General features: G+C 53.1%; 16 protein-coding genes and 2 pseudogenes. 11 read left to right on the forward strand and 7 right to left on the reverse strand.

The window, feature by feature from the left end; translation table 11 throughout:
* The first annotated feature begins 70 nt into the window (after window positions 1-70).
* The 3 genes from ACQKE4_RS18535 to ACQKE4_RS18545 are packed head-to-tail and all read left to right on the forward strand — an operon-like array spanning window position 71 to window position 3,655.
* On the forward strand, window positions 71-1,201 hold the full coding sequence (locus tag ACQKE4_RS18535) for a flagellar basal body rod C-terminal domain-containing protein (protein WP_427389774.1): 1,131 nt from the start codon (window positions 71-73) through the stop codon (window positions 1,199-1,201).
* Between the two features lie 16 nt (window positions 1,202-1,217).
* Window positions 1,218-2,348 carry a flagellar hook-associated protein FlgL gene (gene flgL, locus ACQKE4_RS18540; protein ID WP_427389761.1) on the forward strand — a complete coding sequence of 377 codons (1,131 nt, stop codon included), beginning with the start codon at window positions 1,218-1,220 and terminating at the stop codon, window positions 2,346-2,348.
* Between the two features lie 11 nt (window positions 2,349-2,359).
* Window positions 2,360-3,655, forward strand: coding sequence for a sensor domain-containing diguanylate cyclase (locus tag ACQKE4_RS18545; protein WP_427389762.1), 1,296 nt, complete (start codon window positions 2,360-2,362; stop codon window positions 3,653-3,655).
* A gap of 25 nt (window positions 3,656-3,680) precedes the next feature.
* Here the strand turns inward: ACQKE4_RS18545 and ACQKE4_RS18550 are convergent, their stop codons facing one another.
* Entirely contained in the window at window positions 3,681-4,235 is a 555-nt protein-coding gene (locus ACQKE4_RS18550; RefSeq protein WP_427389775.1) for a hypothetical protein, read from the reverse strand.
* Between the two features lie 252 nt (window positions 4,236-4,487).
* Between ACQKE4_RS18550 and ACQKE4_RS18555 the strand changes: the two genes are divergently transcribed.
* Entirely contained in the window at window positions 4,488-6,599 is a 2,112-nt protein-coding gene (locus ACQKE4_RS18555; RefSeq protein ID WP_427389763.1) for an adenosylcobalamin-dependent ribonucleoside-diphosphate reductase, read from the forward strand.
* Window positions 6,600-6,657: 58 nt separating this feature from the next.
* A complete protein-coding gene (locus tag ACQKE4_RS18560; RefSeq protein ID WP_427389764.1) occupies window positions 6,658-7,446 on the forward strand; it encodes a ribonucleoside-diphosphate reductase in 789 nt (262 codons plus the stop codon).
* A gap of 94 nt (window positions 7,447-7,540) precedes the next feature.
* On the opposite strand, the gene ACQKE4_RS18565 is transcribed toward ACQKE4_RS18560, so the two are convergent.
* Together ACQKE4_RS18565 and uvrA are read right to left on the reverse strand one after the other, a co-directional pair.
* Window positions 7,541-8,278: a Crp/Fnr family transcriptional regulator gene (locus ACQKE4_RS18565; RefSeq protein ID WP_427389765.1), complete on the reverse strand. Its 738-nt coding sequence runs from the start codon at window positions 8,276-8,278 to the stop codon at window positions 7,541-7,543.
* A 157-nt stretch (window positions 8,279-8,435) separates the two neighbouring features.
* Complete coding sequence (gene uvrA / locus ACQKE4_RS18570; protein WP_427389766.1) at window positions 8,436-11,279, reverse strand: excinuclease ABC subunit UvrA; 2,844 nt, start codon at window positions 11,277-11,279, stop codon at window positions 8,436-8,438.
* A gap of 219 nt (window positions 11,280-11,498) precedes the next feature.
* Here uvrA and ACQKE4_RS18575 point away from each other — a divergent pair, with 219 nt between their 5' ends.
* From ACQKE4_RS18575 to ACQKE4_RS18590, 4 genes are all read left to right on the forward strand, one after another.
* Window positions 11,499-12,878, forward strand: coding sequence for an MFS transporter (locus ACQKE4_RS18575; RefSeq protein WP_427389767.1), 1,380 nt, complete (start codon window positions 11,499-11,501; stop codon window positions 12,876-12,878).
* Between the two features lie 117 nt (window positions 12,879-12,995).
* The gene (ssb, locus tag ACQKE4_RS18580; protein ID WP_427389768.1) at window positions 12,996-13,619 is read left to right on the forward strand and encodes a single-stranded DNA-binding protein; all 624 of its coding nucleotides are present in this window, start codon (window positions 12,996-12,998) and stop codon (window positions 13,617-13,619) included.
* A gap of 52 nt (window positions 13,620-13,671) precedes the next feature.
* Window positions 13,672-14,577, forward strand: coding sequence for a sugar nucleotide-binding protein (locus ACQKE4_RS18585; RefSeq protein WP_427389769.1), 906 nt, complete (start codon window positions 13,672-13,674; stop codon window positions 14,575-14,577).
* Window positions 14,574-15,308 carry a lysophospholipid acyltransferase family protein gene (locus ACQKE4_RS18590; protein WP_427389770.1) on the forward strand — a complete coding sequence of 245 codons (735 nt, stop codon included), beginning with the start codon at window positions 14,574-14,576 and terminating at the stop codon, window positions 15,306-15,308. Before ACQKE4_RS18585 ends, ACQKE4_RS18590 begins: the two co-directional genes overlap by 4 nt.
* A gap of 104 nt (window positions 15,309-15,412) precedes the next feature.
* On the opposite strand, the gene fabB is transcribed toward ACQKE4_RS18590, so the two are convergent.
* Together fabB and fabA are read right to left on the reverse strand one after the other, a co-directional pair.
* Window positions 15,413-16,630 carry a beta-ketoacyl-ACP synthase I gene (fabB, locus tag ACQKE4_RS18595; RefSeq protein ID WP_427389771.1) on the reverse strand — a complete coding sequence of 406 codons (1,218 nt, stop codon included), beginning with the start codon at window positions 16,628-16,630 and terminating at the stop codon, window positions 15,413-15,415.
* 13 nt (window positions 16,631-16,643) lie between these two features.
* Complete coding sequence (gene fabA / locus ACQKE4_RS18600) at window positions 16,644-17,159, reverse strand: 3-hydroxyacyl-[acyl-carrier-protein] dehydratase FabA (RefSeq protein ID WP_427389772.1); 516 nt, start codon at window positions 17,157-17,159, stop codon at window positions 16,644-16,646.
* Between the two features lie 282 nt (window positions 17,160-17,441).
* On the opposite strand from fabA, the pseudogene ACQKE4_RS18605 reads away from it, so the two are divergent.
* Window positions 17,442-19,280: pseudogene (locus ACQKE4_RS18605) on the forward strand (putative bifunctional diguanylate cyclase/phosphodiesterase).
* 12 nt (window positions 19,281-19,292) lie between these two features.
* A pseudogene (locus ACQKE4_RS18610) lies at window positions 19,293-19,538 on the forward strand (IS5/IS1182 family transposase); the annotation flags it as partial.
* 29 nt (window positions 19,539-19,567) lie between these two features.
* On the opposite strand, the gene phrB reads toward ACQKE4_RS18610, so the two are convergent.
* A complete protein-coding gene (phrB, locus tag ACQKE4_RS18615) occupies window positions 19,568-20,980 on the reverse strand; it encodes a deoxyribodipyrimidine photo-lyase (RefSeq protein ID WP_427389776.1) in 1,413 nt (470 codons plus the stop codon).
* Window positions 20,981-21,066: 86 nt separating this feature from the next.
* Window positions 21,067-21,987, reverse strand: a complete 921-nt coding sequence (locus ACQKE4_RS18620; RefSeq protein ID WP_427389773.1) for a MerR family transcriptional regulator — start codon at window positions 21,985-21,987, stop codon at window positions 21,067-21,069.
* Between the last annotated feature and the right edge of the window lie 698 nt (window positions 21,988-22,685).

Here is a 22,685-nt window from a genome sequence, read left to right on the forward strand (position 1 = left end):
GAAGCGGCTGTTGGTGCTTGATGGATTGGTTAGGTTCTTGAAATCATAGCACTTTCAGCCGCTTTCTTTTATACCCTGTGAGAAATCCGGGCTAGACAAAACCCAGAACCAGATTGGCCAGTTGGCTGTGTCGCTGTCGATGGCTTTTAATGAGCAGCACAAGTTAGGGGTGGATCTTAATGGGGAGCAAGGGGGAGATTTTTTCAATGTGCGATCTCCCCAGGCTTACAGCTATAGCCGTAACAGTGAAGATGATCTGCTAACGTCGATAGAGTTTGACCCAGCGACGGTTGATAAGCTGCGGGCCACAGACTATACCGTTTCGTTTGATGCGAACCTTAATCCTGTTGTGACACGAAATGATAACGGGCAAGTACTTAACAGTACGGATCCTGATGATGCTAACTACGTCGATGTTAGTGATTGGGATGAAAATTTAGGATCAGGTGAAATTACTTTCGGTGGTGTCACACTTTCTTTTAACAGTGGAGTTACTGTTGGGGAAGGTGATCGTTTTGAAATTCAGCCAGTACGCCGTGCGGGCGCAGGCATGGAAACTAATGTTTCTGATTTAGATAAAATCGCCGCGGCTAGCTTTGCTGATATTGAAGGTGACTTAAGCATCGGTCAGGTAAGTATTGCAGCAGGCGCTTTTGATACAGAAGATGAATATGCATTTGATGTCGCTGCAGATGGTAGTGTAAGTAATATTCAGCCAGCGATGGCTGCAATGACTGTTAACGGTGAAGCCTTTGATCCTGCCGATGCCACTTCTCAGTTAACTGTAGGAGATCGTATTCAGATTGGTGGCATTTCCTTTACCCTCAATGAACTTCCTGGGGTAAATGGAGCTACTCTTTCTATTAGCCAGAGTGATGCCAGCGCCGGTGATAATCGCAACGCTCTGGCAATGCAAAACCTGCAAGCCCAATCGATTGTCGGCGGTAGCGCTTCAGTAAGTGGTGCCTACGCATCAATGGTCAGCGATGTTGGTAATCGCACTAATATCACAGAAGTTAATTTAGATGCTCGCCAAGGCCTGACTGATCAATTACGCGCAGTGCAGCAATCCGAATCAGGGGTGAATTTAGATGAAGAAGCGGCTAATTTGATTCGTTATCAACAGTATTATCAGGCTAATGCGCGTGTTATTGACACCGCAGGAGCGCTGATGGATACCATCTTGAACCTGCGCGGTTAATTCGGGAGTTTAAGTTATGCGTATTAGTACCGTGACCATGTTCGAGCAAAGCACTGCCTCAATGAACCGCCAGCAGAGTGATCTGATGAAGGTTAGCCAGCAAATTGCCAGTGGAAGACGCGTGGTTAATCCTTCCGATGATCCTCAAGCAGCTTCACGAGCAGTGGGTGTTGATCAGTCACTGGCGATTAACGAGCAGTATACAGATGCCCGTACCTCAGCACGTAACTCACTCTCTCAAACAGAGAGCATTATCAATAGCGTTAGCGATGCCATCACTAGTGCTAAAACATTACTGATTCAGGCTTCAAGCGATACGCTGAGCGATGTTGATCGTGAGTCCATCGCTAGTGAGCTAAAAGGCGTTTATGAAACGTTGTTAGGCCAGGCTAATGCTACCGATGGTAATGGTCGTTACCTATTTGCTGGCTATAAAGATAATGCCCCGCCTTTCGTAAAAGATGCTGATGGCAACGTGCAGTATCAGGGCGATAGTAATGCTCGAGAACAACGAGTTGACGCTTCGCGGTTAATGCCAGTCGCTGAGAATGGCGCGTCTATTTTCAAGAGTGTGCCTAGTGGAGCAGGCTACGTAGCGGAGTCAGTGAAGACGGATGGTAGCGGAGAGCGTTTGATTGGAGAGAACGCTAGAAATGATGGCAGTGTCACCTTTGCCGGCCCACAAATAACGAACGTCAATGCTGAAGGATACGGTGATAGCTATCGCATTATATTCTCTGAAAATCCAGACACTGACTCTGAAAGTGATTTTATCTACCAAGTGCAGCGCTTCGAAGATGGTGGCTGGCTTGAAGATGTAACCGGTGAATATACGGGTGATGGGCAGCAACTGTCATTCGGTGGAGTAACTATTACGTTACAAGGCGAGCCCGCGGTCGATGATCAGATTCTAGTCGCTCAATCAGGTAGCGCTCAGCGTGAGCCGGATCTGTTTAGAGCTATGGAAGCAGCGATAAGAGTGCTTGAATCACCAGCGGATGATCCTGCCAAAAAAGCGGAGCTGCGCAATACCTTGAATACCTCTATGCGCGACTTGGATAATGCGTTTGATAACGCATTAACGGTACGTGCTTCAGCTGGCGCGCGTTTAAATGTGCCCCAGCTCCTGAGCGGCAACGCTATTTAAAGCGCATGGGAGTGCGTGGTTCGCTCAGCTTGGCAATGCAGGGCGATATCGGTTTATGGGGGCTGGTGTTCTGCCATTCGTCAACGGCGCACTCGGTTGAACCCCCCGTGCGCGATGCGATACGCACGCTGGTGCAAATGGCGACGCAGCGCATGCTACTGTTGCGAGCACGCCAAGAAGCACGCTATTTGCAGCGCGTGCAGGATAGCCTAGTGCTACGCGCTCGTAGCGAGCCTCAAAGCCCACAGCAATTATTATATGAGCAGGCGTCGATCTGGATGAAGCTGTTTCGGGCCCATGGCGTGGTGCTCTGGGTGAATGGTGGCTGTTATCAAGCGGGGGTTACGCCGACCCCGGAAGTCCTAAGTCAGTTTGTTTTACGGTTAGAAAGATCCCATGAGCATAGCGGCCCCTGGTGTACCCGCGAACTTGCTAAAGAGACGTTAACGGCTTCATTAGCCATGCCAGATCAGTGCGGTGCTATAGCGGTACCGCTGCCAATGAACTCAACCCAGCGCGCCTGGTTGATTTTTTTTCGTCCCGAGCAGGTAGAAACGCTGTATTGGGCGATGCAACCTACCGCCAGCCCTCACCCTGCATCGATAGTAGCCCCATCAGTCGCTTGGTATGAAGAGGTGGTGGGTAAGAGTGAAGCGTGGCAGCGGGTAGAGCGATTAGCAGCAGTAGACTTAGGCGAAGACCTAACGCTGGCTATTGCGGCCTACGAAATTCGGTCACTCAATATGCATTTGGAGTGTGAGCGCCAAGCGCTTGCTGAGGCCAATCAGCGTTTAGAGCGGTTGGCGCATTTCGATCCATTGACCAAGGTGTGGAACCGTTACCGTATTGAAGAGGCCATTAATGCTGAGCTGGTGGCTGCCAACCGTTATGCAGCCACTTTTTCGCTGCTGCTATTTGATGTAGATAACTTCAAGCAGATCAACGATACCTACGGCCACAGCGTAGGCGATGATGTATTAGTGGCGTTGGCGCGTTTGGTAGAAAGTTCGCTACGTGGCTGCGACCACCTAGGCCGTTGGGGAGGTGAAGAGTTTATTGTGCTTGCCACACACTCAGATGTAGAGGCTGCGGTGGGTTTAGCTGAACGGCTGCGCACGCTCGTGGCTGAACTGCGCATTGAAGGGCTGAAACAAACCGTGACGGTAAGTATCGGAGTCGCCGTTTGGCAGGCAGGTGACAGCTGTAAAACGTTAATCTCGCGGGCAGATGACGCCATGTATCGAGCTAAGCATGGCGGACGCAACCGCGTTGAAATGGCCCTTGAGCCCGTACCCCCGGTTTATTGAGCTACCTTTTTAGTGATCGTACTTGTTAGTTAACCGTCGCCTCAGCGTCTTCACACTGGGTTAGCATCCGAGTAATGGCTGCGTCGGCACCTTGCAGGCTAAAGGTCATATACCACGGCTCACGCTCCTCTTGGTCAAAGCCAAGAAACAGTTGCTCGCCTTGGCGCATATCCGCCATTAGCGTTTGCATGTCGCTGAGATAAAAATGGGCATAAAAACCGTCATCACCCCGCTCAGTGATAAATTCCGCCATAGTATTTATCACCGGCTGCTCATCAATGCGTAGTCGGGCAGGCACTAAGTTCACCGCACGACTTTCACCCTGCTGCTGTTCAAGCGTGACGCGCATCTCCAGCCACGGTAAATCGCATACGCCCTGTGAAGTATTGAGGCTCAGTGTGGCGTCTGAGTAACTGTGGGTCTCCACCGCACGGTAATGCCGTTCACCACCCAGGGTAAGCGTCAGCGATTGCCAATGATCGTGGCTATCGACACCATCGGTATTAAACGTAGCGGCGCTCGCCACGGACGCAGCGACTATCGAAGCAGCGGTCATCGCTGTAACGATTAACGCGCGCATACCCAGCGGATGAATAGCGAACATGAACTGAGCCATCTAACCAAAACCCCTAGGCTATTAACTAAAACCTCAGTTTATAGGGTGTTGAAGATTGGCAAAAGAGTAACGCGCTGATTTTTCTATATATGGTAGAAAATTCTCAAAAAAGTGCCTCATATAGTGGGAAGTCAAGTCTATACTTCACTCCGATGCCACGTATAATCGTCCTCATTTGAGCGCTATATTCACCCCGTTGTGAAGGAGTTTTGCGATATGAGCACCGCTGCTAAGGCTATGAAGACCTCTAACGATGTCCCGATGCAGGCGCCCTCGCGGGAGATCTGGGACGCAAAATACCGTCTCAAGGATCGCCATAGCCAACCTGTTGACCAAGACATCGGTGCGACGTTTGAACGGGTGGCGCGTGCTCTTGCAGCGGTGGAAGGTGATAACGCCAAAGAGTGGTTGCCAAAGTTTCGTTGGGCGCTGGAAAACGGCGCTATTCCTGCGGGCCGAATTCTTTCTAATGCGGGCGCTGAGGCCTATAAACCAGCGGTGAGTCTGATTAACTGCACCGTTTCACGGACCATTCGCGACTCCATGCGCGATATTCTCGACTCCGTGGTGGATGCGGGTATGACGCTGAAGTCCGGCGCGGGGATTGGCTACGACTTCTCGACGCTGCGCCACAAAGGTGCCTTCGTATTTGGCGCTGGCGCGGGCACCAATGGCCCGCTGGCGTTTATGGATATCTACGACAAGATGTGTTTCACCGTAGCCTCTGCCGGTGGCCGCCGTGGTGCCCAGATGGGCACCTTTGATGTGGGCCACCCGGATGTGCGTGAGTTTATTCAGGCCAAGCGTGAAGCGGGCCGCCTGCGCCAGTTTAATCTTAGCTTGCTGATCACCGACGAATTCATGGAAGCGGTTAAAAATAATACCGACTGGCCGCTGGCATTTCCGCTTCACCCCGGTGAAAAAGACGATGTTAAACCGGAAGATCTCCTCTACCGTGACTGGCCAGTGGTCGAAGAGGGTTATACGGTGGATGCCGAAGGCCGCGTTGCCTGCCGCATTGTAGAAGTGATTAAGGCGCGGGAATTGTGGGACACCATCATGTCCTCCACCTACGACTACGCCGAGCCTGGCTTCATCCTGATCGACCAGGTTAATCGTATGAACAATAACTGGTTCTGCGAAGATATCCGTGCGACTAACCCCTGTGGAGAGCAGCCGTTGCCGCCAGAGGGCGCCTGTTTGCTAGGCTCCGTTAACCTGACCAAATTTGTGATCGACCCTTTTGGGGCCGAGCCACGGTTTGATTGGGAGCGCTATCGTAAAGTGGTCGCCATCTTCACCCGCATGCTCGACAATGTGGTGGAAATTGCCGGTCTGCCACTGCCCCAGCAGCAGCGTGAAATCGAAGCTAAACGGCGTCACGGCATGGGATTTTTAGGCTTAGGGTCAACGCTTACCATGCTCAAAATTTCTTACGGCTCTAAGCAGTCGTTAGTATTCACCGATGAGGTGAGTCGCCATCTGGCAATTGAGGGATGGAAGCAGGCGCTAGAGCTATCATTAGAGAAAGGCATGGCACCAGTGCTTGAGCAGGAGCACACCATTACGCCTAAGATGCTGCGCGAGCGCCCGCAGCTGGCTAAAGATGGCTACGAAGTAGGCGATAAAGTGCCAGGGCGCATTTTGCACGCCCGCTACAGCCAGTACATGGCCCAGGTAGCTGAGCTTGAACCGGAGCTTGTTGCACAGTTGGCCGAACACGGCGCACGCTTTACTCACCACAGCTCAATCGCGCCCACCGGCACGATCAGCCTGTCGATGGGTAACAACGCCTCTAATGGTATTGAACCCTCCTTCTCGCACCGCTACTTCCGCAATATTATCCAGTCGGGTAAGAAAACCAAAGAGCAGGTTGAGGTTGTCTCGTTTGAGCTGGCTGCCTACCGCCACTTTATCGCCGCCGACGCGGTGGATAGCGACCTGCCTGACTACTTCGTCACCGCTGACGCTATCTCACCTGAGCAGCACGTTGCCGTTCAAGCTGCCGCTCAGCACTGGGTGGATTCGGCGATTTCGAAAACGGTCAACGTGCCTACCGAATTCCCCTTTGAGCAGTTTCAAGACCTCTACTTGCAAGCCTACGAAAGCCGCTTAAAAGGCTGTACTACCTTCCGTTTTAACCCCGAAGCATTCCAGGGCGTGTTGGTGCGCGAGGATGATCTTAAAAACACCACCTACGTATTCGAGCTGGAAAACGGTGAAACCCTTGAGTTAACTGGTGATGAGACGGTGATTTACGACGGCGAAGAGCATAATGCTGCGAATCTATTCGATGGTTTAAAAGAAGGCACCTACGGCAAATGGTGATGCCGCGCTAAGCGCCATTTATTAACTCACGCACACCTTTGCTAAACGGAGAACCCCTATGGCTGTTGAAATTACCTCCAAAATTGTCGGTTATCGCATCAAACAGCAGGAGCAGGCCGCGCCTGTCCCAGAGCTACAGGATGAAAACCCTCTAACGGTGCGAATTCCATCTCGTCCGGAAGGCACCTTGGAAGCCGTGTCTGAAAAGATTTCTTATGTTGGTGCGGAAGGGCGCAAGAAAGTCTATCTACTGGTGTCATTTATGCCGGTGGAAGGCGTTATTGGCGGCAGGCGCGTGGTGATTGAGCGCCCGGTAGAGTTCTTTTTCCCATCGGGGCAGCTCTCCAGTGAACACCAGTGGATCACCGCGACCATGCGCAGCCTCTCGCTGGCGGCGCGTGGTGGTTACGTTACCCAGGCAGTCGCGGACCTGCGTAAAGTGGCCTGGGATAAGGGGTTGGTGCGCTGCGGCATGAATCGCTGGAATAAGCCGATGTTCCACGATTCGGAAGTGGCGGCGATTGCCTGGTCGATTCAGCAAATTCTCTATCGCCGTGGCTTTTTGGATCGGGATGGCAACCAAGTGCCTGTGGAACAGTTAGTCGAGCGCTATGCACACCGCATGACCCATGGTCATGCCTGGCAGCCGGATGAAGAACTAGCCGATGCTCAACCTGAAATGAGTTCGGTCGAGCCTATTGGCGGTGGGGAGCAGGCAGCGTCAAAAAAGGCTGAAGCCAACGGCCCTGCAACCGTAGGTAACTGCCCAGAGTGCCGCGGTGAGTTAATCATGATGGATGGTTGCCCCACCTGCTATGCAGGCTGTGGCTGGTCCAAGTGCGGTTGATCCAGGTGCGGTTTATCTAGTTCGAATGATTAGAGGAAGGATACCGCGTGCTTAATAGCACGCGGTTTTTTATCCAGCATCATCTAACTTATGTCTAGTCACCTAGCAGGGGGCGGACGTTATCGGTGAGATAACAATCATCAAATTCACCTTCGGCGCATAGGGCCGCCAGGTCAGGAATCGTCAGATGGTGGCGGTCACGAAAGACTAAACCATCCTCACTCAGCGCGGTAAAGGTGCGACTAACGTGGACTGGGCTAAGGCCAAGTACATCGGCCAACTGCTCTTGTGAGAGCGGCAGGCGGAATTGATTGGTAATATCTGGATTGGTTTGACGCAGCCTTAAATACATCTCATAGAGGAAATGGGCCATTTTCTTACGGGCGCTGCGTCTAGCTAATGTTACCAGCCGCTCGGTCATTAGCGCCTGCTGACGACTACCAATAGCAAACATCACTGATGTAAGTGGCAGTGATTGACGGAATATTTCCAGCATGCGCTTATGCGGAAAATGGCAAATCACGCCGTCATCAATCATGCGCACATTCTCAAGGCGCTCGGAGAAAGCAAACTCGCGTAGCCCAATAATATCGCCAGGCAAAAACACTTCAAGTATTTGCCGATCACCGTTCTCTAAGTGACGGTAAGAGTAGGCCCAGCCGCTTTTCAGCGTGCAGAATTCATTGGCCGGGTCACCCATTTCCCATAGGATCTTGCCAGATTTTATATGGGTTGGGCTCTCTTCAAGTGAAAGGAGTAATTCTTTCTCCTCTTCAGTCAACGAGCAGTAGAGACTGAAATGCTTAATAATACAGCTGTTTTCTTCGCTCATGACCTGCTCCTCCAGCAGAGGCTTGCATATTACTGCCAATTATTATCTGCTCGCTACTATAAACAATATGGTCGTGTCTTGCGTTGCCAAATGCGCTAAACCGCGAGCATTTTTAGGCTGGGGGAGCACGCGGCCCCCCTAAAGAACCAAAGAGTTATCACTTCGTTGCGCGATTTCCCCGCGCCAGCAGTGGCGCTAAGAAATGCCCTGTATGTGAGACCTTCTGTTTGGCAATTTGCTCAGGTGTACCCTCTGCAATAATCTGCCCGCCGCCGGAGCCACCTTCAGGGCCAAGGTCGATAATCCAGTCGGCGGTTTTGATCACATCTAGGTTATGCTCAATTACCACGATAGTGTTGCCGTGGTCCCGTAGGCGGTGGAGTACCGTCAGCAGCTGGCGGATATCCTCAAAGTGCAGGCCGGTGGTCGGTTCATCAAGAATATATAGCGTTTTACCGGTATCGCGTTTGGCCAATTCGCGGGCAAGTTTAACCCGCTGCGCTTCACCGCCCGAAAGGGTGGTAGCGCTTTGTCCCAGGCGAATGTAGGAAAGCCCCACATCGAGTAGGGTTTGCAAACGTCGGGCAATAGCTGGCACCGGGCTGAAGAATGCCAGTGCATCTTCCACTGTCATGGCCAGCACTTCGTGAATAGTTTTGCCCTTGTAATGAATATCCAGGGTTTCACGGTTATAGCGTTTGCCCTTGCACACATCGCAAGGTACGTAGATATCGGGTAGGAAGTGCATCTCTACCTTGATCATGCCCTCGCCCTGGCATGCTTCGCAGCGCCCACCTTTGACGTTAAAGCTGAAACGCCCAGGTTTATAGCCTCGCGAACGCGCCTCTTGAGTACCCGCAAACAGCTCACGAATGGGAGTGAAGATGCCGGTATACGTCGCCGGGTTGGAGCGCGGTGTGCGGCCAATCGGGCTCTGATCGATATCGATCACTTTATCAAGCTGATCGAGCCCTTCGATCTTCTCATAGGGCGCGGCGGTTAGCGTGGTGGCGCGGTTTAGCTCACGGGCTGCTATTGGCATCAAGGTGCCATTAATGAGCGTCGATTTGCCAGAACCGGATACCCCGGTGATAGCAGTAAACAGCCCCAATGGCAGGGTAAGCGTCACGTCTTGTAGGTTGTTGCCGGTGGCACCGCGTAACACCAACTGCCTTTCAGGGTTGCCAGGAATGCGATAGGGCGGCACCGCAATTTCCCGCGTGCCAGAAAGGTACTGGCCGGTCAGCGAATTAGGATTGTCCATGACATCTTGAGGCGTGCCCTGGGCGACAATTTCGCCGCCATGAACACCTGCCCCCGGGCCGATATCCAGCACGTGATCAGCGGCACGAATGGCGTCTTCATCGTGCTCAACAACAATCACCGTATTGCCTAAGTCGCGCAGTCGTTCAAGGGTTTTTAGCAGTCGGTCGTTGTCGCGCTGGTGTAAGCCAATAGAGGGTTCATCGAGAATATACATTACCCCGACCAGGCCAGCGCCAATCTGGCTCGCCAAGCGAATACGCTGGGCCTCACCACCAGACAGCGTATCGGCACTACGTTCCAGGTTGAGATAATCGAGCCCCACATTGACCAGAAACTCCAGCCGGGCGTGAATTTCGTGAACAATTTTATCGGCAATCTCGCCTTTGCGACCCGGCAGCGTCAGGTCGGCAAAGTAGCGCCACGCTTCGCCAATCGGGAAACGTACAATCTCGGCGATATTGTGATCATCGACGTAGACATGTCGTGACTCTTTGCGCAGCCGCGAACCGCTACACGTCGCGCAGGGTTGCACTGCAATGTATTTCGACAGGTCATCACGCACCATGTTCGATTCGGTTTCCCGATAGCGGCGCTGCATATTGGGCAGTACGCCCTCGAAGGCATGCTCGCGAGTCACTTTGCGGCCGCGATCCCCCACGTAAACAAATGGAATTTTCTCGTTTCCGCTGCCATTCAAGATGACTTCGCGTTCGTGGCGGGCAAGTTCATGCCAGGGAGTTTCCAACTCAAAGCGGTAGTGCTGAGCCAGCGCCTGAAGCTGGGTAAAATAGTAGATATTGCGCCGATCCCAGCCTTTGATCACTCCTTCGGCAAGGGAAAGTTCCGGGTGGCTGATCAGCTTGTCGGGGTCAAAGTACTGCTGCACACCCAGCCCGTCACAGGTGGGGCAGGCGCCCGCCGGGTTGTTAAACGAGAACATGCGCGGTTCAAGTTCAGCCAGTGAGTAGCCGCACACCGGGCAGGCAAAACGTGACGAGAAGGCGATATCGTCACGCTCGCCGTCCATAAAGTGAATCATGGCGGTGCCGTCGGCGAGGTTCAGCGCCGTTTCAAACGATTCCGCTAAGCGCTGGGCAAGGTCGTCACGCACTTTAAAGCGATCAACCACCACGCTGATATCGTGCTTTTTGCGCTTATCAAGCGGGGCAACGTCGTCTAGCTCCAGCACCTGGCCGTCGATCAGGGCGCGCACAAACCCTTGAGCGCGTAGCTCGGCTAATAGCTGCAGGTGTTCACCTTTGCGGCCTTTGACCACTGGCGCCAGCAACATCAGCTTGGTGCCCTCGGCGAGGTTCATCACCTGATCGACCATTTGCGAGATCGTCTGCGCCTCTAGGTCTTCGCCATGTTCAGGGCAGCGGGGAGTGCCCGCGCGGGCAAACAGCAGGCGCAGGTAGTCGTAAATTTCGGTGATGGTGCCCACGGTCGAACGCGGGTTGTGGGAGGTGGACTTCTGCTCAATAGAGATCGCAGGCGAAAGCCCTTCAATGTGATCCACATCGGGCTTTTCCATCATCGACAGGAACTGGCGCGCGTAGGTGGAGAGTGACTCTACATAGCGGCGCTGCCCCTCGGCATACAAGGTATCAAACGCCAACGATGATTTTCCCGAGCCGGATAGCCCGGTAATCACAATTAGTTTGTTACGGGGCAGCTCCACATCGATCTGCTTGAGGTTGTGGGTGCGGGCACCCCTGACCAGAATGCTGTCCATCAACACCTCGAATCGCGCGGCAAAAGCGTGATTATACGTTTGCTAGCCCCCTCCCGGCAAAACAGCTTTGATAACATGCGGCAACCTGCGGCGTTTCCAGCGACAGTCCAAACCGCTAGAATGAAGGATTGGCTCAAACTGTGGCGCTTATGCATCCCCTGTTGATCCTCTACACACTGGCTTTTCACCATCTACTTATCCACCATACAAAAGGGCATTATGCGCAAGGTTTCCGCACTATTGCTGGCCTCTGAACGTCGTGCGATCAGCGGCTTGGCTGGGCTTTATGCATCGCGCATGCTGGGCCTCTTCATGGTGCTGCCAGTATTAGCGCTGTATGCCGATACGCTTGAGGGATCAACCCCCCTGCTGGTGGGGCTGGCGCTGGGTATTTATGGTTTAACCCAGGCGACGCTGCAAATTCCGTTCGGCTTGCTCTCTGACCGCATTGGCCGTAAGCGAGTCATTGCCGTAGGACTCGTGATTTTTGCGTTGGGCAGTATGGTGGCGGCGCTTTCCGATAGCATGGTGGGGGTGATCGTGGGGCGTGCGCTGCAAGGCTGTGGCGCTGTGGCAGCCGCCATTATGGCGCTGCTGGCTGATCAAACTCGAGAGGAAGTGCGCACCGCCGCCATGGCGACGATTGGCCTGTCGATCGGCGTATCATTTGCAATTGCCATGGTACTAGGGCCTTGGTTGGCCGCCTGGGCAGGATTGGCGGCCATTTTTTGGTTCACCGCGCTACTCTCCTTAATTGGTCTACTGGTGTTATGGCGCTGGGTACCAGCAGCGCCGCGGCGGCGCCGTCATCGCGATGTGGGGATGGATCGGCAACAGTTTAAAAGTGTGATTACCCGCCCCGATTTATGGCGTTTGGATGTGTCGATTTTTGCCCTGCACTTGGTACTCATGGCAATTTTCGTAGCCGTTCCCTTTCGCCTATTGGATGCCGGTGTGGCGATTGAGTATCACGGGCTGGCTTATCTTGGCATTATGGCACTCTCGTTTGTTGCTATGGTGCCGCTGATCATCGTGGGGGAGAAAAAGCAGCGCATGCGCTTGATGTGCCTGCTGGCGATCAGCGCTATTGTCGTCAGTCTGGCGGGACTGGGCTTGTTCCTTTCCGCTGGGTATTGGCTCTTTGTATGGCTATTTGTGTTCTTCACCGGCTTTAACTTGCTGGAAGCCACGCTACCTTCCATGCTCAGTAAGCTGGCGCCTGCAGGGGCTAAAGGTACCGCTATGGGCGTGTACTCCACCAGCCAGTTTTTAGGTGCCTTTTTGGGCGGCACGCTAGGCGGGCTGCTGGCCCATTACGGCGGACTGAATGCGGTGTTTATTGGTTGTGCTGGGTTAGCATTATGCTGGTGGGTGGCGATGTGGTGGATGCCTGCGCCACCGCACCTCTCCAGTGAAGTAGTGGCACTGCATGAAAACCATGTAGACGCCTTGGATTTGCTGATGGAACATTTGGCCGATGTGGTCGGCGTTGAAGATGTGATGGTGGTGCCAGAAGAGCGATTAGTCTATTTGAAAGTGAATCGTCAACAGCTTGATCAGGCGGCGTTGACGAGGCTAATAGCACCTCCAAAATCTTAACTGAGACGGATATTGGCTCAGTCGGATATTAACGCAGTGAGATATTAACTCTGCCGGGCCGAAGAGTGGCTTCGGTTGGCAACTAACTCTATGTGACAGCTATTAAAGGAGCGTCTTATGGCTCGCGGTATTAACAAGGTCATTTTGATTGGTAACCTCGGGCAGGATCCTGAGGTGCGTTTTACGCCTAGCGGCGCGGCAGTGGCAAATCTAAATTTAGCTACTACCGATACCTGGATGGATCGTCAAAGCGGCCAGCGCCAGGAGCGCACCGAGTGGCACCGAGTGGTGATGTTCAATAAAACCGCTGAAATTGCCCAGCAGTACCTGAAAAAAGGCTCTAAGGTCTACATTGAAGGCCGTCTGCAAACCCGTAAGTGGCAGGACCAAAATGGTCAGGATCGTTACTCAACGGAAATCGTCGCCAACGATATGCAAATGCTGGATGGTCGTAGCGGTGACTTCCAAGGCGGCGGAGCCACGCAACATTATGACCAGAACAGTTCTCCCCAGAACAATACTGCTCAACAACAACCCGGTCAGAACACTCCTTCAAATAATAACTACGGCGGTGGTTATCCACAGCAGGGTGCTCAGCAGGCCCATCGTGCGCCACAGCCAGCGCCACAACAGCCTTCGCGTCAAGGCAATCAAGCACCCCCGCCAAACCAGCAGAACAACAGCTATGGTGCGCCGGATCCGGGTAACTTCGACGATTTCGACGATGAGATTCCGTTCTGAGGACGCTGCTTGCGGCGTACTTTAGGGCTATGCGTGACGAGGAGAGGCTGTCTTGAAGCTGCTGATACTGGATGCCGGGCACTGTTTAAGCCTGGCATTGGCTCGGGAGGCGAGCCGCCGTACGGATACCGAGTTAGTCATTGAGCAGGGCACGGCGATTACGTCGGCAATGCTTCAAACGATAGCCCCGGATGCCGTGATTATCCCGCCACTGGCTCAACCATTGAGTATGGCACCAGCAGATGTGACAGCGCACGCCGATGCGGTGGATGCGTGCTTGGACGCGTGCTCTGCCCAACAGGTGGCGTTGGTATGGTGCGTCTCAGATCAGCTCTACGAAGATGGTTTGGAAGTGCCCATTGATGAGCATGTGGTGCCCGCACCACGGGATGAGAGCTTGCGTCGCTTAGTGCAGACCGGTGACCGTATCCGGGCGCAATATCAGCGCCATTTGATTGTCCGCTTAGGCCCGCTGTTTGCTTTAGAAGGCAGCCATGCTTGGCTGAATGAGATTATCAATAGCCTGGTAGCCGGTGAGGCCGTGCGCGCCGCAGAAGACGTGATTTTTTGTCCTACCTCAGTAGATGCCGTGGCAATGGCGCTGATCGGCATGCTGCAGCAGCAGGCGTGTGGAGCAAATACTTGGGGGGCGTACCACCTTGCTGGTACCGAACCGGTGAGCGCTTTCACGTTTACTTCCATGGTGCGCACCCAGCTGTTAACGCACCTGGAGGGGCGTGGTGAAGAGGTTGCCCTGGGCGAGGTACAGTCGCTCAAGCACCACCATGATGCTAAACTGCGGCGTGTTTTAAATTGCCGGCGCGTGTTAGATGTCTTTGGTGTTCATCAAAAGCCGTGGCGCTTAGAGGCAGGGCGTATGCTTGATGCCTGGTGTTCGACCCGTGAGTCCAGTCGTGGCAGTGATAAACGTGTCAGTGACACAGGAGCATCGGTTTGATAAATGTGGTTCGCAGCCTGATATTTTATGCAGGCTACTTTTTTGCCATGCTGATGATCGGCATCCTATTTCTGCCTATCGCTCCGTTTCTCCCACTGGCTGGCCGCTATCGTTTACTCAACTTGTATAACTATTTTTTGATGGTCTGGTTTCGTATTGCCTGCGGCGTACGCTATGACATCCAAGGGCGAGAAAACCTGCCTAGCGGACCCTGTGTGATTCAGGCCAACCATCAGTGTGAGTGGGAAACAGTGTTTCTGCAGGTAATGAAGCCGCCGGTATGTACCGTACTTAAGCGGGAATTACTGCGCCTACCGATCTTTGGTTGGGGCCTGCGGTTACTGCGGCCGATCAGTTTAGACCGTTCTAAACCGGCGCGAGCAATGAAACAAGTGCTTACCCAGGGCGTGGAGCGACTCGGTACGGGGTTGTCGGTACTGATTTTTCCTGAAGGCACGCGGGTTGATCCTGGACAGCGTAAACGCTACAACAAAAGCGGTAGCGTAGTTGCTTGTCGTGCTGGGGTGCCGGTCTTACCGGTTGCTCATAATGCAGGTGAACGCTGGCCAGGGCGCCATTGGGTTAAGCGGCCCGGTGTGCTACGTGTGCGCATTGGTAAGCCGATTGAAACGGCAGGGCGTATGCCCGATGAGGTGCTAGCGGAAGTAGAGGTGTGGATTGAGGCACAGTTGCAGGAGATATCTGAGGTGCCGCGGCCTACAACCCGTTAAAATCACAGCCTTTCTTAAGCTCTTTACCTTCCCCCATGTTAGTCAAAAACGGCGCCCATCGGGCGCCGTTTTTGCGTATCAGCAATGCGGTTAGACTTAGCGTATTAGTCGTTAAAACGCTGAAAGACTAAGCATGCATTGGTGCCGCCAAAGCCAAAGCTATTGGACAGCGCTCGCTCTATCGCTACGTCATCTCGGCGTTCAGTCACAATATCAAAGCCATCTGCCTGCTCATCAAGATGCTCAATGTTGGCGGAAGCCGCTACAAAATTATGCTGCATCATCAATAGCGAGTAGATCGCTTCCTGGACTCCGGTGGCGCCAAGCGAGTGGCCAGTTAGCGATTTGGTTGAACTCATCGCTGGTGTTGTATTGCCGAACACGGCGCGAATCGCTTTTAGCTCGGCTACATCACCGACAGGCGTGGAGGTGCCGTGAGTATTAATGTAGTCAATCTTACCCTCGACCGTAGCCATTGCCTGATGCATGCAGCGCATCGCGCCTTCACCTGAGGGTGCCACCATGTCGTGACCATCCGAAGTAGCACCGTAGCCGACTAACTCACCATAGATCTTGGCACCGCGCGCTTTGGCATGCTCAAGCTCTTCTAGTACCAGCATGCCGCCGCCGCCTGCAATGACAAAACCGTCGCGCGCTTTGTCGTAAGGACGCGACGCATTTTCAGGTGTGTCATTGTAGTGAGTCGAGAGGGCGCCCATGGCATCAAACAGGCAAGAGAGTGTCCAGTGCTCTTCTTCACCGCCACCGGCAAACACGATATCCTGCTTATTAAGCTGAATTTGCTCCATTGCGCTGCCAATACAGTGTGCAGAGGTTGCACAGGCAGACGAGATAGAGAAATTCACGCCTTTAATTTTGAATGGCGTTGCCAAACACGCGGAAACAGTACTGCCCATCGTGCGAGTGACCCGGTAGGGACCAACGCGACGTAAGCCTTTTTCACGCAGTACATCGGCTGCTTCAACTTGGTTAGCGCTTGAAGCACCTCCCGAGCCTGCAATAAGGCCGGTACGTACGTTAGAAACCTGTTCTTCGCTTAGTCCCGCATCCTCAATGGCTTGTGCCATGGAAACATACGCATAGGCGGCGGCATCGCCCATAAAGCGGCGCAGTTTGCGGTCGATGAGTGCGTCAAGGTCGATATTGACACTGCCAGCGACATGGCTACGAAAGCCACGCTCGGCATACTCTTCCTTAAAACGAATACCGCTACGCCCAGTTTTGAGCGCGTCCAGGACCTGTCGTTGGTCATTGCCAAGGCACGATACGATGCCAAGGCCGGTGACTACCACTCGTCGCATGGGAGCCTCCTGTTCAGAAATTCGCAGTGGAGGTGAATAGGCCAACGCGCAGATCATTAGCCTGATAAATGTCGCGTCCGTCAACGGTTACTGTGCCATCGGCGATACCCAAAATAAGGCGTCGGGTAATAATACGCTTAATATTAATACTATAAGTCACTTTTTGTGCATCAGGCAGGATCTGTCCGCTGAACTTCACATCGCCACAGCCAAGTGCACGCCCTCGGCCAGGGTGACCTAGCCAGCCTAAATAAAAGCCAACTAATTGCCACATGGCATCTAAGCCTAAGCAGCCAGGCATAACAGGATCGCCGGGGAAGTGGCAGTCAAAAAACCACAAATCAGGCGAAATATCCAGCTCGGCAATGAGTTCACCCTTGCCATGCTCACCGCCTTCTTCGTGAATGTGCTTGATGCGATCAAGCATCAGCATATTAGGAGCAGGAAGTTGGGCATTGCCAGGGCCAAATAGCTCGCCGCGCGAGCAGGCCAGCAGTTCTTCGCGATCAAAAGAATGTTGCTTGGTCACTGAATCGTTCCGAGTGTCAAAGTGGTGGTTGGTCTAGTCTACTTCCCGAAACCGCTGAATGCACGTAACTGACCATTTATCATCGCAATCTACAGATGTCATGGATCAGGCCGATAGCGTTATGGTGGCTAATAAGGATCGGTAACTGTCGTTTATGCACAATAAACGTTTTCTTGACGTAATATGCGCTATCCAAGCTTTTTATTAGGCGGCATGATAAGCATGGCTCTCAACGCTATTTTTTTATCTAGGTTAATTTTGTATGGGGTGTAGCGAATCGCCATGTGGCTTCCCGTGTCTCTTAATCGCCCATTAATTTGGGTTGCACTTACCGCGCTGCCTGCCTGCGTATGGATTCCCGATGTTGCACTCCGCTTAGTAGCTGCCGTATTAATTGCAATCGGGCTATGGGACGCTTGGCGGCAAGTCCGTCAACAGCGACTACGCTTGCGATTAACACAAGATGCATTAGGGCTGGCAAACGATGCCATGGTGATCAGCGATGCGTAGAATCACGTTATCTCAGTTAACCCTGCGTTTACCGAAATTACCGGCTATGCAAGCCAGGAAATACTAGGGCTTAAATTAGACACTCTGGCGGCGCCTCGCCATGATAAGGCGTTTTATGAGTCCTACTGGAATACCTTAAAAAGTACCGGCCGGTGGGAAGGCGAGATGTGGAATCGCCGCAAACATGGTGACGAGTATCCAGAGTGGTTAAAAGTACGCGCGGTGACCGATAAACGCGGCAATATAACCCACTACGTTAACCTGTTTACCGATATTTCAGCGCAAAAAGCCCGCGAGCAGGATTTACGCCGCATTGGCTACGAAGACCCCCTTACCGGCCTACCTAATCGACGTCGTCTACATGACCTACTCGCTTCTCGTTTGCGCCATTTACGCGCTGGCGAGAGTTTGGATATGGCGTTGGTAGATATCGATGGCCTCAAGTCGGTGAATGACAGCTTAGGTGTCGAGCAGGGAGATCGCTTATTAGCGCGCTTTGCTCAGCGTTTAACCAGCTATGTGGCGGGCAGTATCGTAGGGCGTTTGGGCGGTGATGAATTTATGGTGATCCGTACCACCACCTTCGATGACCATGATAAATGGGTCGCAACACTGCGCGAACATATGAGTCGCCCGTTTGAAATCAATGACCATTCACTGCGCTTGGGCTTGACGATTGGTAGCTGCCGCGTCCCTGAAGATGGTAACGACTCAGGAGTACTGTTTCAGCGCTTAGAGTCGGCGCTCTATGGCGCTAAACGGCTAGGGCGTAATCATAGTCAGCGTTTTCGCCCTGCGCTGGACAAACAGGATAATCCTCAGCTAGCGCTGGTCAGTGATCTGCGTGCGGCGCTTATTTCCGGTGACCAACTGGAGCTCCACTTTCAAACCCAGCACCGGCCCAGCGATGGTGAATTAGTAGGGATGGAGGCGCTGCTGCGCTGGCGACATCCCCAGGATGGGATGATTTCACCAGGCGATTTTATTCCCTTGGCAGAACGGCATGGATTAATGACGCAGCTGGGCGCCTGGGTCATTGAAAAAGCTTGTGCGCAGCAAGCGCACTGGCGTAATAGTGCTATCCCTAAACTAACGATTTGGATCAATATTTCAGCCTTGCAGCTCTTTCAAGGCGACCTGGAAAGTCAGCTATCCACCTGCTTGAAGCGTTATCAACTGGAACCTTCACAGATTGGCTTAGAGTTAACGGAGTCGGTGTTGCTTGATGAGCGCGCGGGGGATATGGGGCCTCGGTTGCAAACACTCCGCGATCAAGGCTATACAATTGCGATTGATGATTTTGGAACCGGTTATTCTTCATTGGGCTACTTAAAGCGCTTGCCGGTGGACAAAATTAAGCTGGATCGGGCCTTCATTAAAGATCTCCCCTACGACCAAGCAGATGCCTCCATCGTTAAAGCCGTACTGGCAATGGCAGAAGGAATGGGGCTTGAGGTGGTGGCCGAGGGCGTTGAAACCAAAGAGCAGTGTCAATTTTTAGTCAATGCAGGTTGTACGGCTGTGCAAGGTTTCTACTTTGCAAGACCGCAGCCTGCCGCTGAGCTAGAAAAAAGGTTGATATCCGAATCACTCGCTAGCTCTACCACTTAACTTTAGCGAGACAACAGTGAGCGTATCCGTGAGCAGGTCGACGCTAAAGGGATGGACTCGGTGATCCCACGCAAGCGCAACTCAACGATAGGAAATAGCAGTTTAGACAGAGGGTTATATCGCTATCGTCATCTTGTAGAGAATGCCTTTGCTCGGTTGAAGCCGTATCGCGCCATAGCGACGCGCTACGACAAGCTCAAGCGAAACTACGAAAGCATGGTGGCATTGGCCTGTGGTTTTTTATGGCTGCCCATGTGAAACGTCAACAGACCCTAGAGCAACAGTATTTATTTAGTCAGTGACTTAAAGGCGTCTAGTGCGCGTAGGCGCGCTGCTTTGTGATCGACAATCGGCGCTGGGTACTCAACGTCGGTAAGCAGATCGTTGGGGGGTGCATGGCGTGCTTTTGGAGATAACTTAGCCAATTCAGGCAGCCAATGAGCGATAAATTCACCCTCTGCGTCAAAACGAGTGGATTGGGTGGTGGGATTAAAGATGCGGAAGTAAGGGGCTGAATCCGTTCCTGTAGAGGCCGCCCACTGCCATCCGCCGTTATTAGCGCAAAATTCACCGTCCACTAAATGCTGCATAAAGAAGGCTTCACCGCGTCGCCAGTCAATTAACAAATGCTTGCTTAAGAACATCGCCGTCACCATGCGCAGCCGATTATGCATCCAACCAGAGGTCACCAATTGGCGCATCGCCGCGTCAACAATTGGATAGCCCGTTCGCCCTTCGCACCAGGCTTGAAAGCCTTCGTCGTCATGCCGCCACGTCAGCTGTTTGGTGTGCTCTTGAAAGGGCTGGTAGCGGCATACTTCGGGAAAGCCAACCGCGACATGCTGATAAAATTCCCGCCAGATCAGCTCATTGACCCAGGTAGTCAGCCCAGTATCGCCATCGCTTAAATGTCCACCGTTCTCAGCCATCACCGCCTGTAGACATTGACGGTGAGAAATCATCCCCAGCGCCAGGTATGGCGACAGTTCGCTGGTTCCTCGCACTATCGGGAAGTCGCGCTGAGCCTTATAGTGCCGCCCACGAAAGCGTAAAAAACGCGCCAAGTTATCACCCGCTGCCTCTTCTCCGGCGGGCCATCGTTGGCTATCGACAGGCAGGCTTTCAAGCTCGGGCAGTCCAGGTAGTGGATCGCTTTGAATCTCCAGCGCTGCTTGTACCTTTGGCGTGTCGCGTAGGGCGAGTTGATCGGCGGTGATCTGTTTGTGCCACGCTTTGGAAAACGGCGTAAAGACCCCGTAGTAGTCGCCCTTTCCGGTGAGCAGGCTGCCAGGGGCAAAGGCGATGGCATCGTGATAACCATGAGCAGCAATACCGGCTTGATTAAAGGCGTCCAACACAGTTTGATCGCGACGCTTTTCATTGAGCGGGTATTCGTAATTGAAGTGAAGCTGCTCAATGTCATGCTCACGAGCAATGTCGAGCAGTGTTTGGGGGGCTTTTTCAAAGTAGTCAATATCACGATGCAGCAGCGGTATGTTGAGACCGTTAAGGGCAGCCTTAAGCGCGGCGACACCACGAGTCCAAAAATCGATTTTATTGGCACCGTGGCCGTGATCCTGCCATTGAGGAATAGTGCGTAAAAATACCGCTATCACAGGGCCTTTGGCCGCAGCAGCTGCAAGGGCGCTGTTATCATTAATGCGCAGGTCGCTGCGCAGCCAAATCAACTGCCGTTTCATAAGCTCTCCTGTCATAGGGGGTCTCCTGCGGCACAAAAAAATGGCCGGTCACTGGAGGGTGAACGGCCATGATGAGGGAGCGCTGATTAGAGTACGCCGGACTCGCGCAGTAAGGGCCGCAGGCGAGCAATTGCTTGAGGCAAGTCGTCGCCTAACATATGCACCGGGCCGTCGCGCAGATCGGCCTCACGTAAGCGAGCGACTTCACCGCATACGCCGATAGGCACATTCAGCGCCTCAGCGGCATTGGGCAGCGCGTGAAGGATGTAGCTATCACTCTCCCGCTGGCCGCTAGAGAGCAGCACCATTGAGGAGTGCAGCCGAGCCACGGCCTGAGGCAAATCCTCTAATGGCAGCGAGTGGTCAAGCATCTGCACACGGTAGCCCTGCTCGCTGGCCATCAGTGCTGACATCAGCACCCAGAGAGGGCCAGGGTCATCAGGCATCGCATTAAGCAGAATCAATGGGCCACGGGTGGTCTGATTGGCGTAGTGCAAGCGAATGCCGACCTGGCTGCGTAGAAAAGCTTCCAAGGTACGGCGTACTAAATAGTCCACTTGAACGGCCCACTTCGCTTCTAGGCTTAAAATAACCGGCTGCCAGAGCTCGTTGATCGCAATACTTAGGGGGTAAAGCGCCAGACTCTGATGATAAAACGCCTCCAGCTTGGGTAAATCTAGTGCTTCAATCGTGGTTTGCAGATGCTGGCGCTGACTAATCCAATCACCTGCATTTGGAGTGGGGGTTTCAATCGTCTCTGGCTGGTCAAGCAAGTCAACGACCTGACTGACCGGCACACCACGATTGAGCCACTGCAGGATACGTTCGATACGCGTAATATCATCTTGGGCATAAAGGCGGTGGCCTTTAGGGGTACGTTGCGGGCGAATTAACCCGTAGCGTCGTTCCCAAGCGCGAAGCGTGACCGAGTTCACTCCGGTAAGACGAGAAACTTCTCGTATGGGATAGAGCGGTGTATCGGGCGGGTGGGTCGCCTTGAGACTCATGGGCGCCAGTACCTCGTAATTAACGTAAACTTAGTAAAAAGCAGTTTAATTAACAACAGTGTTGTTGTCTGCAGCGCGGCGCTGCAGGGGGTTATCAGCGTCCGCTGCGGCGAAGATAATGCATGTTCCATGTGAAATTGCCTGATAATGAGCTAAACATTAGCATGATACTGTATGCCCATTTGTACAACTTGTCGCTACTCGGTACAACCTTTATAAGAATCCTTCTTACTTCTAAAATTGCTGCGCTGTTAGACCGACCGGCCTATTAGTGCTTCTCTCAGGCGGTGACCAGACAGCCAGGCATCCTCAACGCGACTTTCGCGAAAGCTGTCGCCGCACAGGGCCAAGCCGCTCGCACTGTACAAGTCTGTGTCTTTACAAACATTGACAGGCTGGGCATAGCGCCAGCGATGCGCGCCCATTTCAATTAAGCTAGGTAATGCTACCGATGCGGGAAAGAGGCTTTTCAATGCGGTTAACAGTTGCTCTGCAATCTCATCGGCACTCTGTTCTAAATGGGCTTCGCTCCAATCGAGCTGCGCTAGCAGGCTAACGCTTTCAAGTTGATCCGTGCCGTTATGCGCTTGTCAGCCACTTGAACTAGGTTCTGTCTGAAAAGTCATAAATGTTACGCTCTCTCTGTTCATTGAGCAGGAGGGCGATATGACAGGCCGTTACGAGCTTTCTGATCAGCG

This window comes from Halomonas sp. NPDC076908, from assembly GCF_050269715.1.
GTDB lineage: Bacteria > Pseudomonadota > Gammaproteobacteria > Pseudomonadales > Halomonadaceae > Vreelandella.

What these genes read in the sequence shown, in the direction of transcription:
- ACQKE4_RS18620 (WP_427389773.1), bottom strand. Translation starts at nt 21,987, where the DNA reads ATGAGTCTCAAGGCGACCCACCCGCCCGATACACCGCTCTATCCCATA.
- ACQKE4_RS18560 (WP_427389764.1), top strand. Translation starts at nt 6,658, where the DNA reads ATGGCTGTTGAAATTACCTCCAAAATTGTCGGTTATCGCATCAAACAG.
- ACQKE4_RS18555 (WP_427389763.1), top strand. Translation starts at nt 4,488, where the DNA reads ATGAGCACCGCTGCTAAGGCTATGAAGACCTCTAACGATGTCCCGATG.
- uvrA (WP_427389766.1), bottom strand. Translation starts at nt 11,279, where the DNA reads ATGGACAGCATTCTGGTCAGGGGTGCCCGCACCCACAACCTCAAGCAG.
- ssb (WP_427389768.1), top strand. Translation starts at nt 12,996, where the DNA reads ATGGCTCGCGGTATTAACAAGGTCATTTTGATTGGTAACCTCGGGCAG.
- ACQKE4_RS18565 (WP_427389765.1), bottom strand. Translation starts at nt 8,278, where the DNA reads ATGAGCGAAGAAAACAGCTGTATTATTAAGCATTTCAGTCTCTACTGC.
- phrB (WP_427389776.1), bottom strand. Translation starts at nt 20,980, where the DNA reads ATGAAACGGCAGTTGATTTGGCTGCGCAGCGACCTGCGCATTAATGAT.
- flgL (WP_427389761.1), top strand. Translation starts at nt 1,218, where the DNA reads ATGCGTATTAGTACCGTGACCATGTTCGAGCAAAGCACTGCCTCAATG.
- ACQKE4_RS18575 (WP_427389767.1), top strand. Translation starts at nt 11,499, where the DNA reads ATGCGCAAGGTTTCCGCACTATTGCTGGCCTCTGAACGTCGTGCGATC.
- fabB (WP_427389771.1), bottom strand. Translation starts at nt 16,630, where the DNA reads ATGCGACGAGTGGTAGTCACCGGCCTTGGCATCGTATCGTGCCTTGGC.
- ACQKE4_RS18550 (WP_427389775.1), bottom strand. Translation starts at nt 4,235, where the DNA reads ATGCGCGCGTTAATCGTTACAGCGATGACCGCTGCTTCGATAGTCGCT.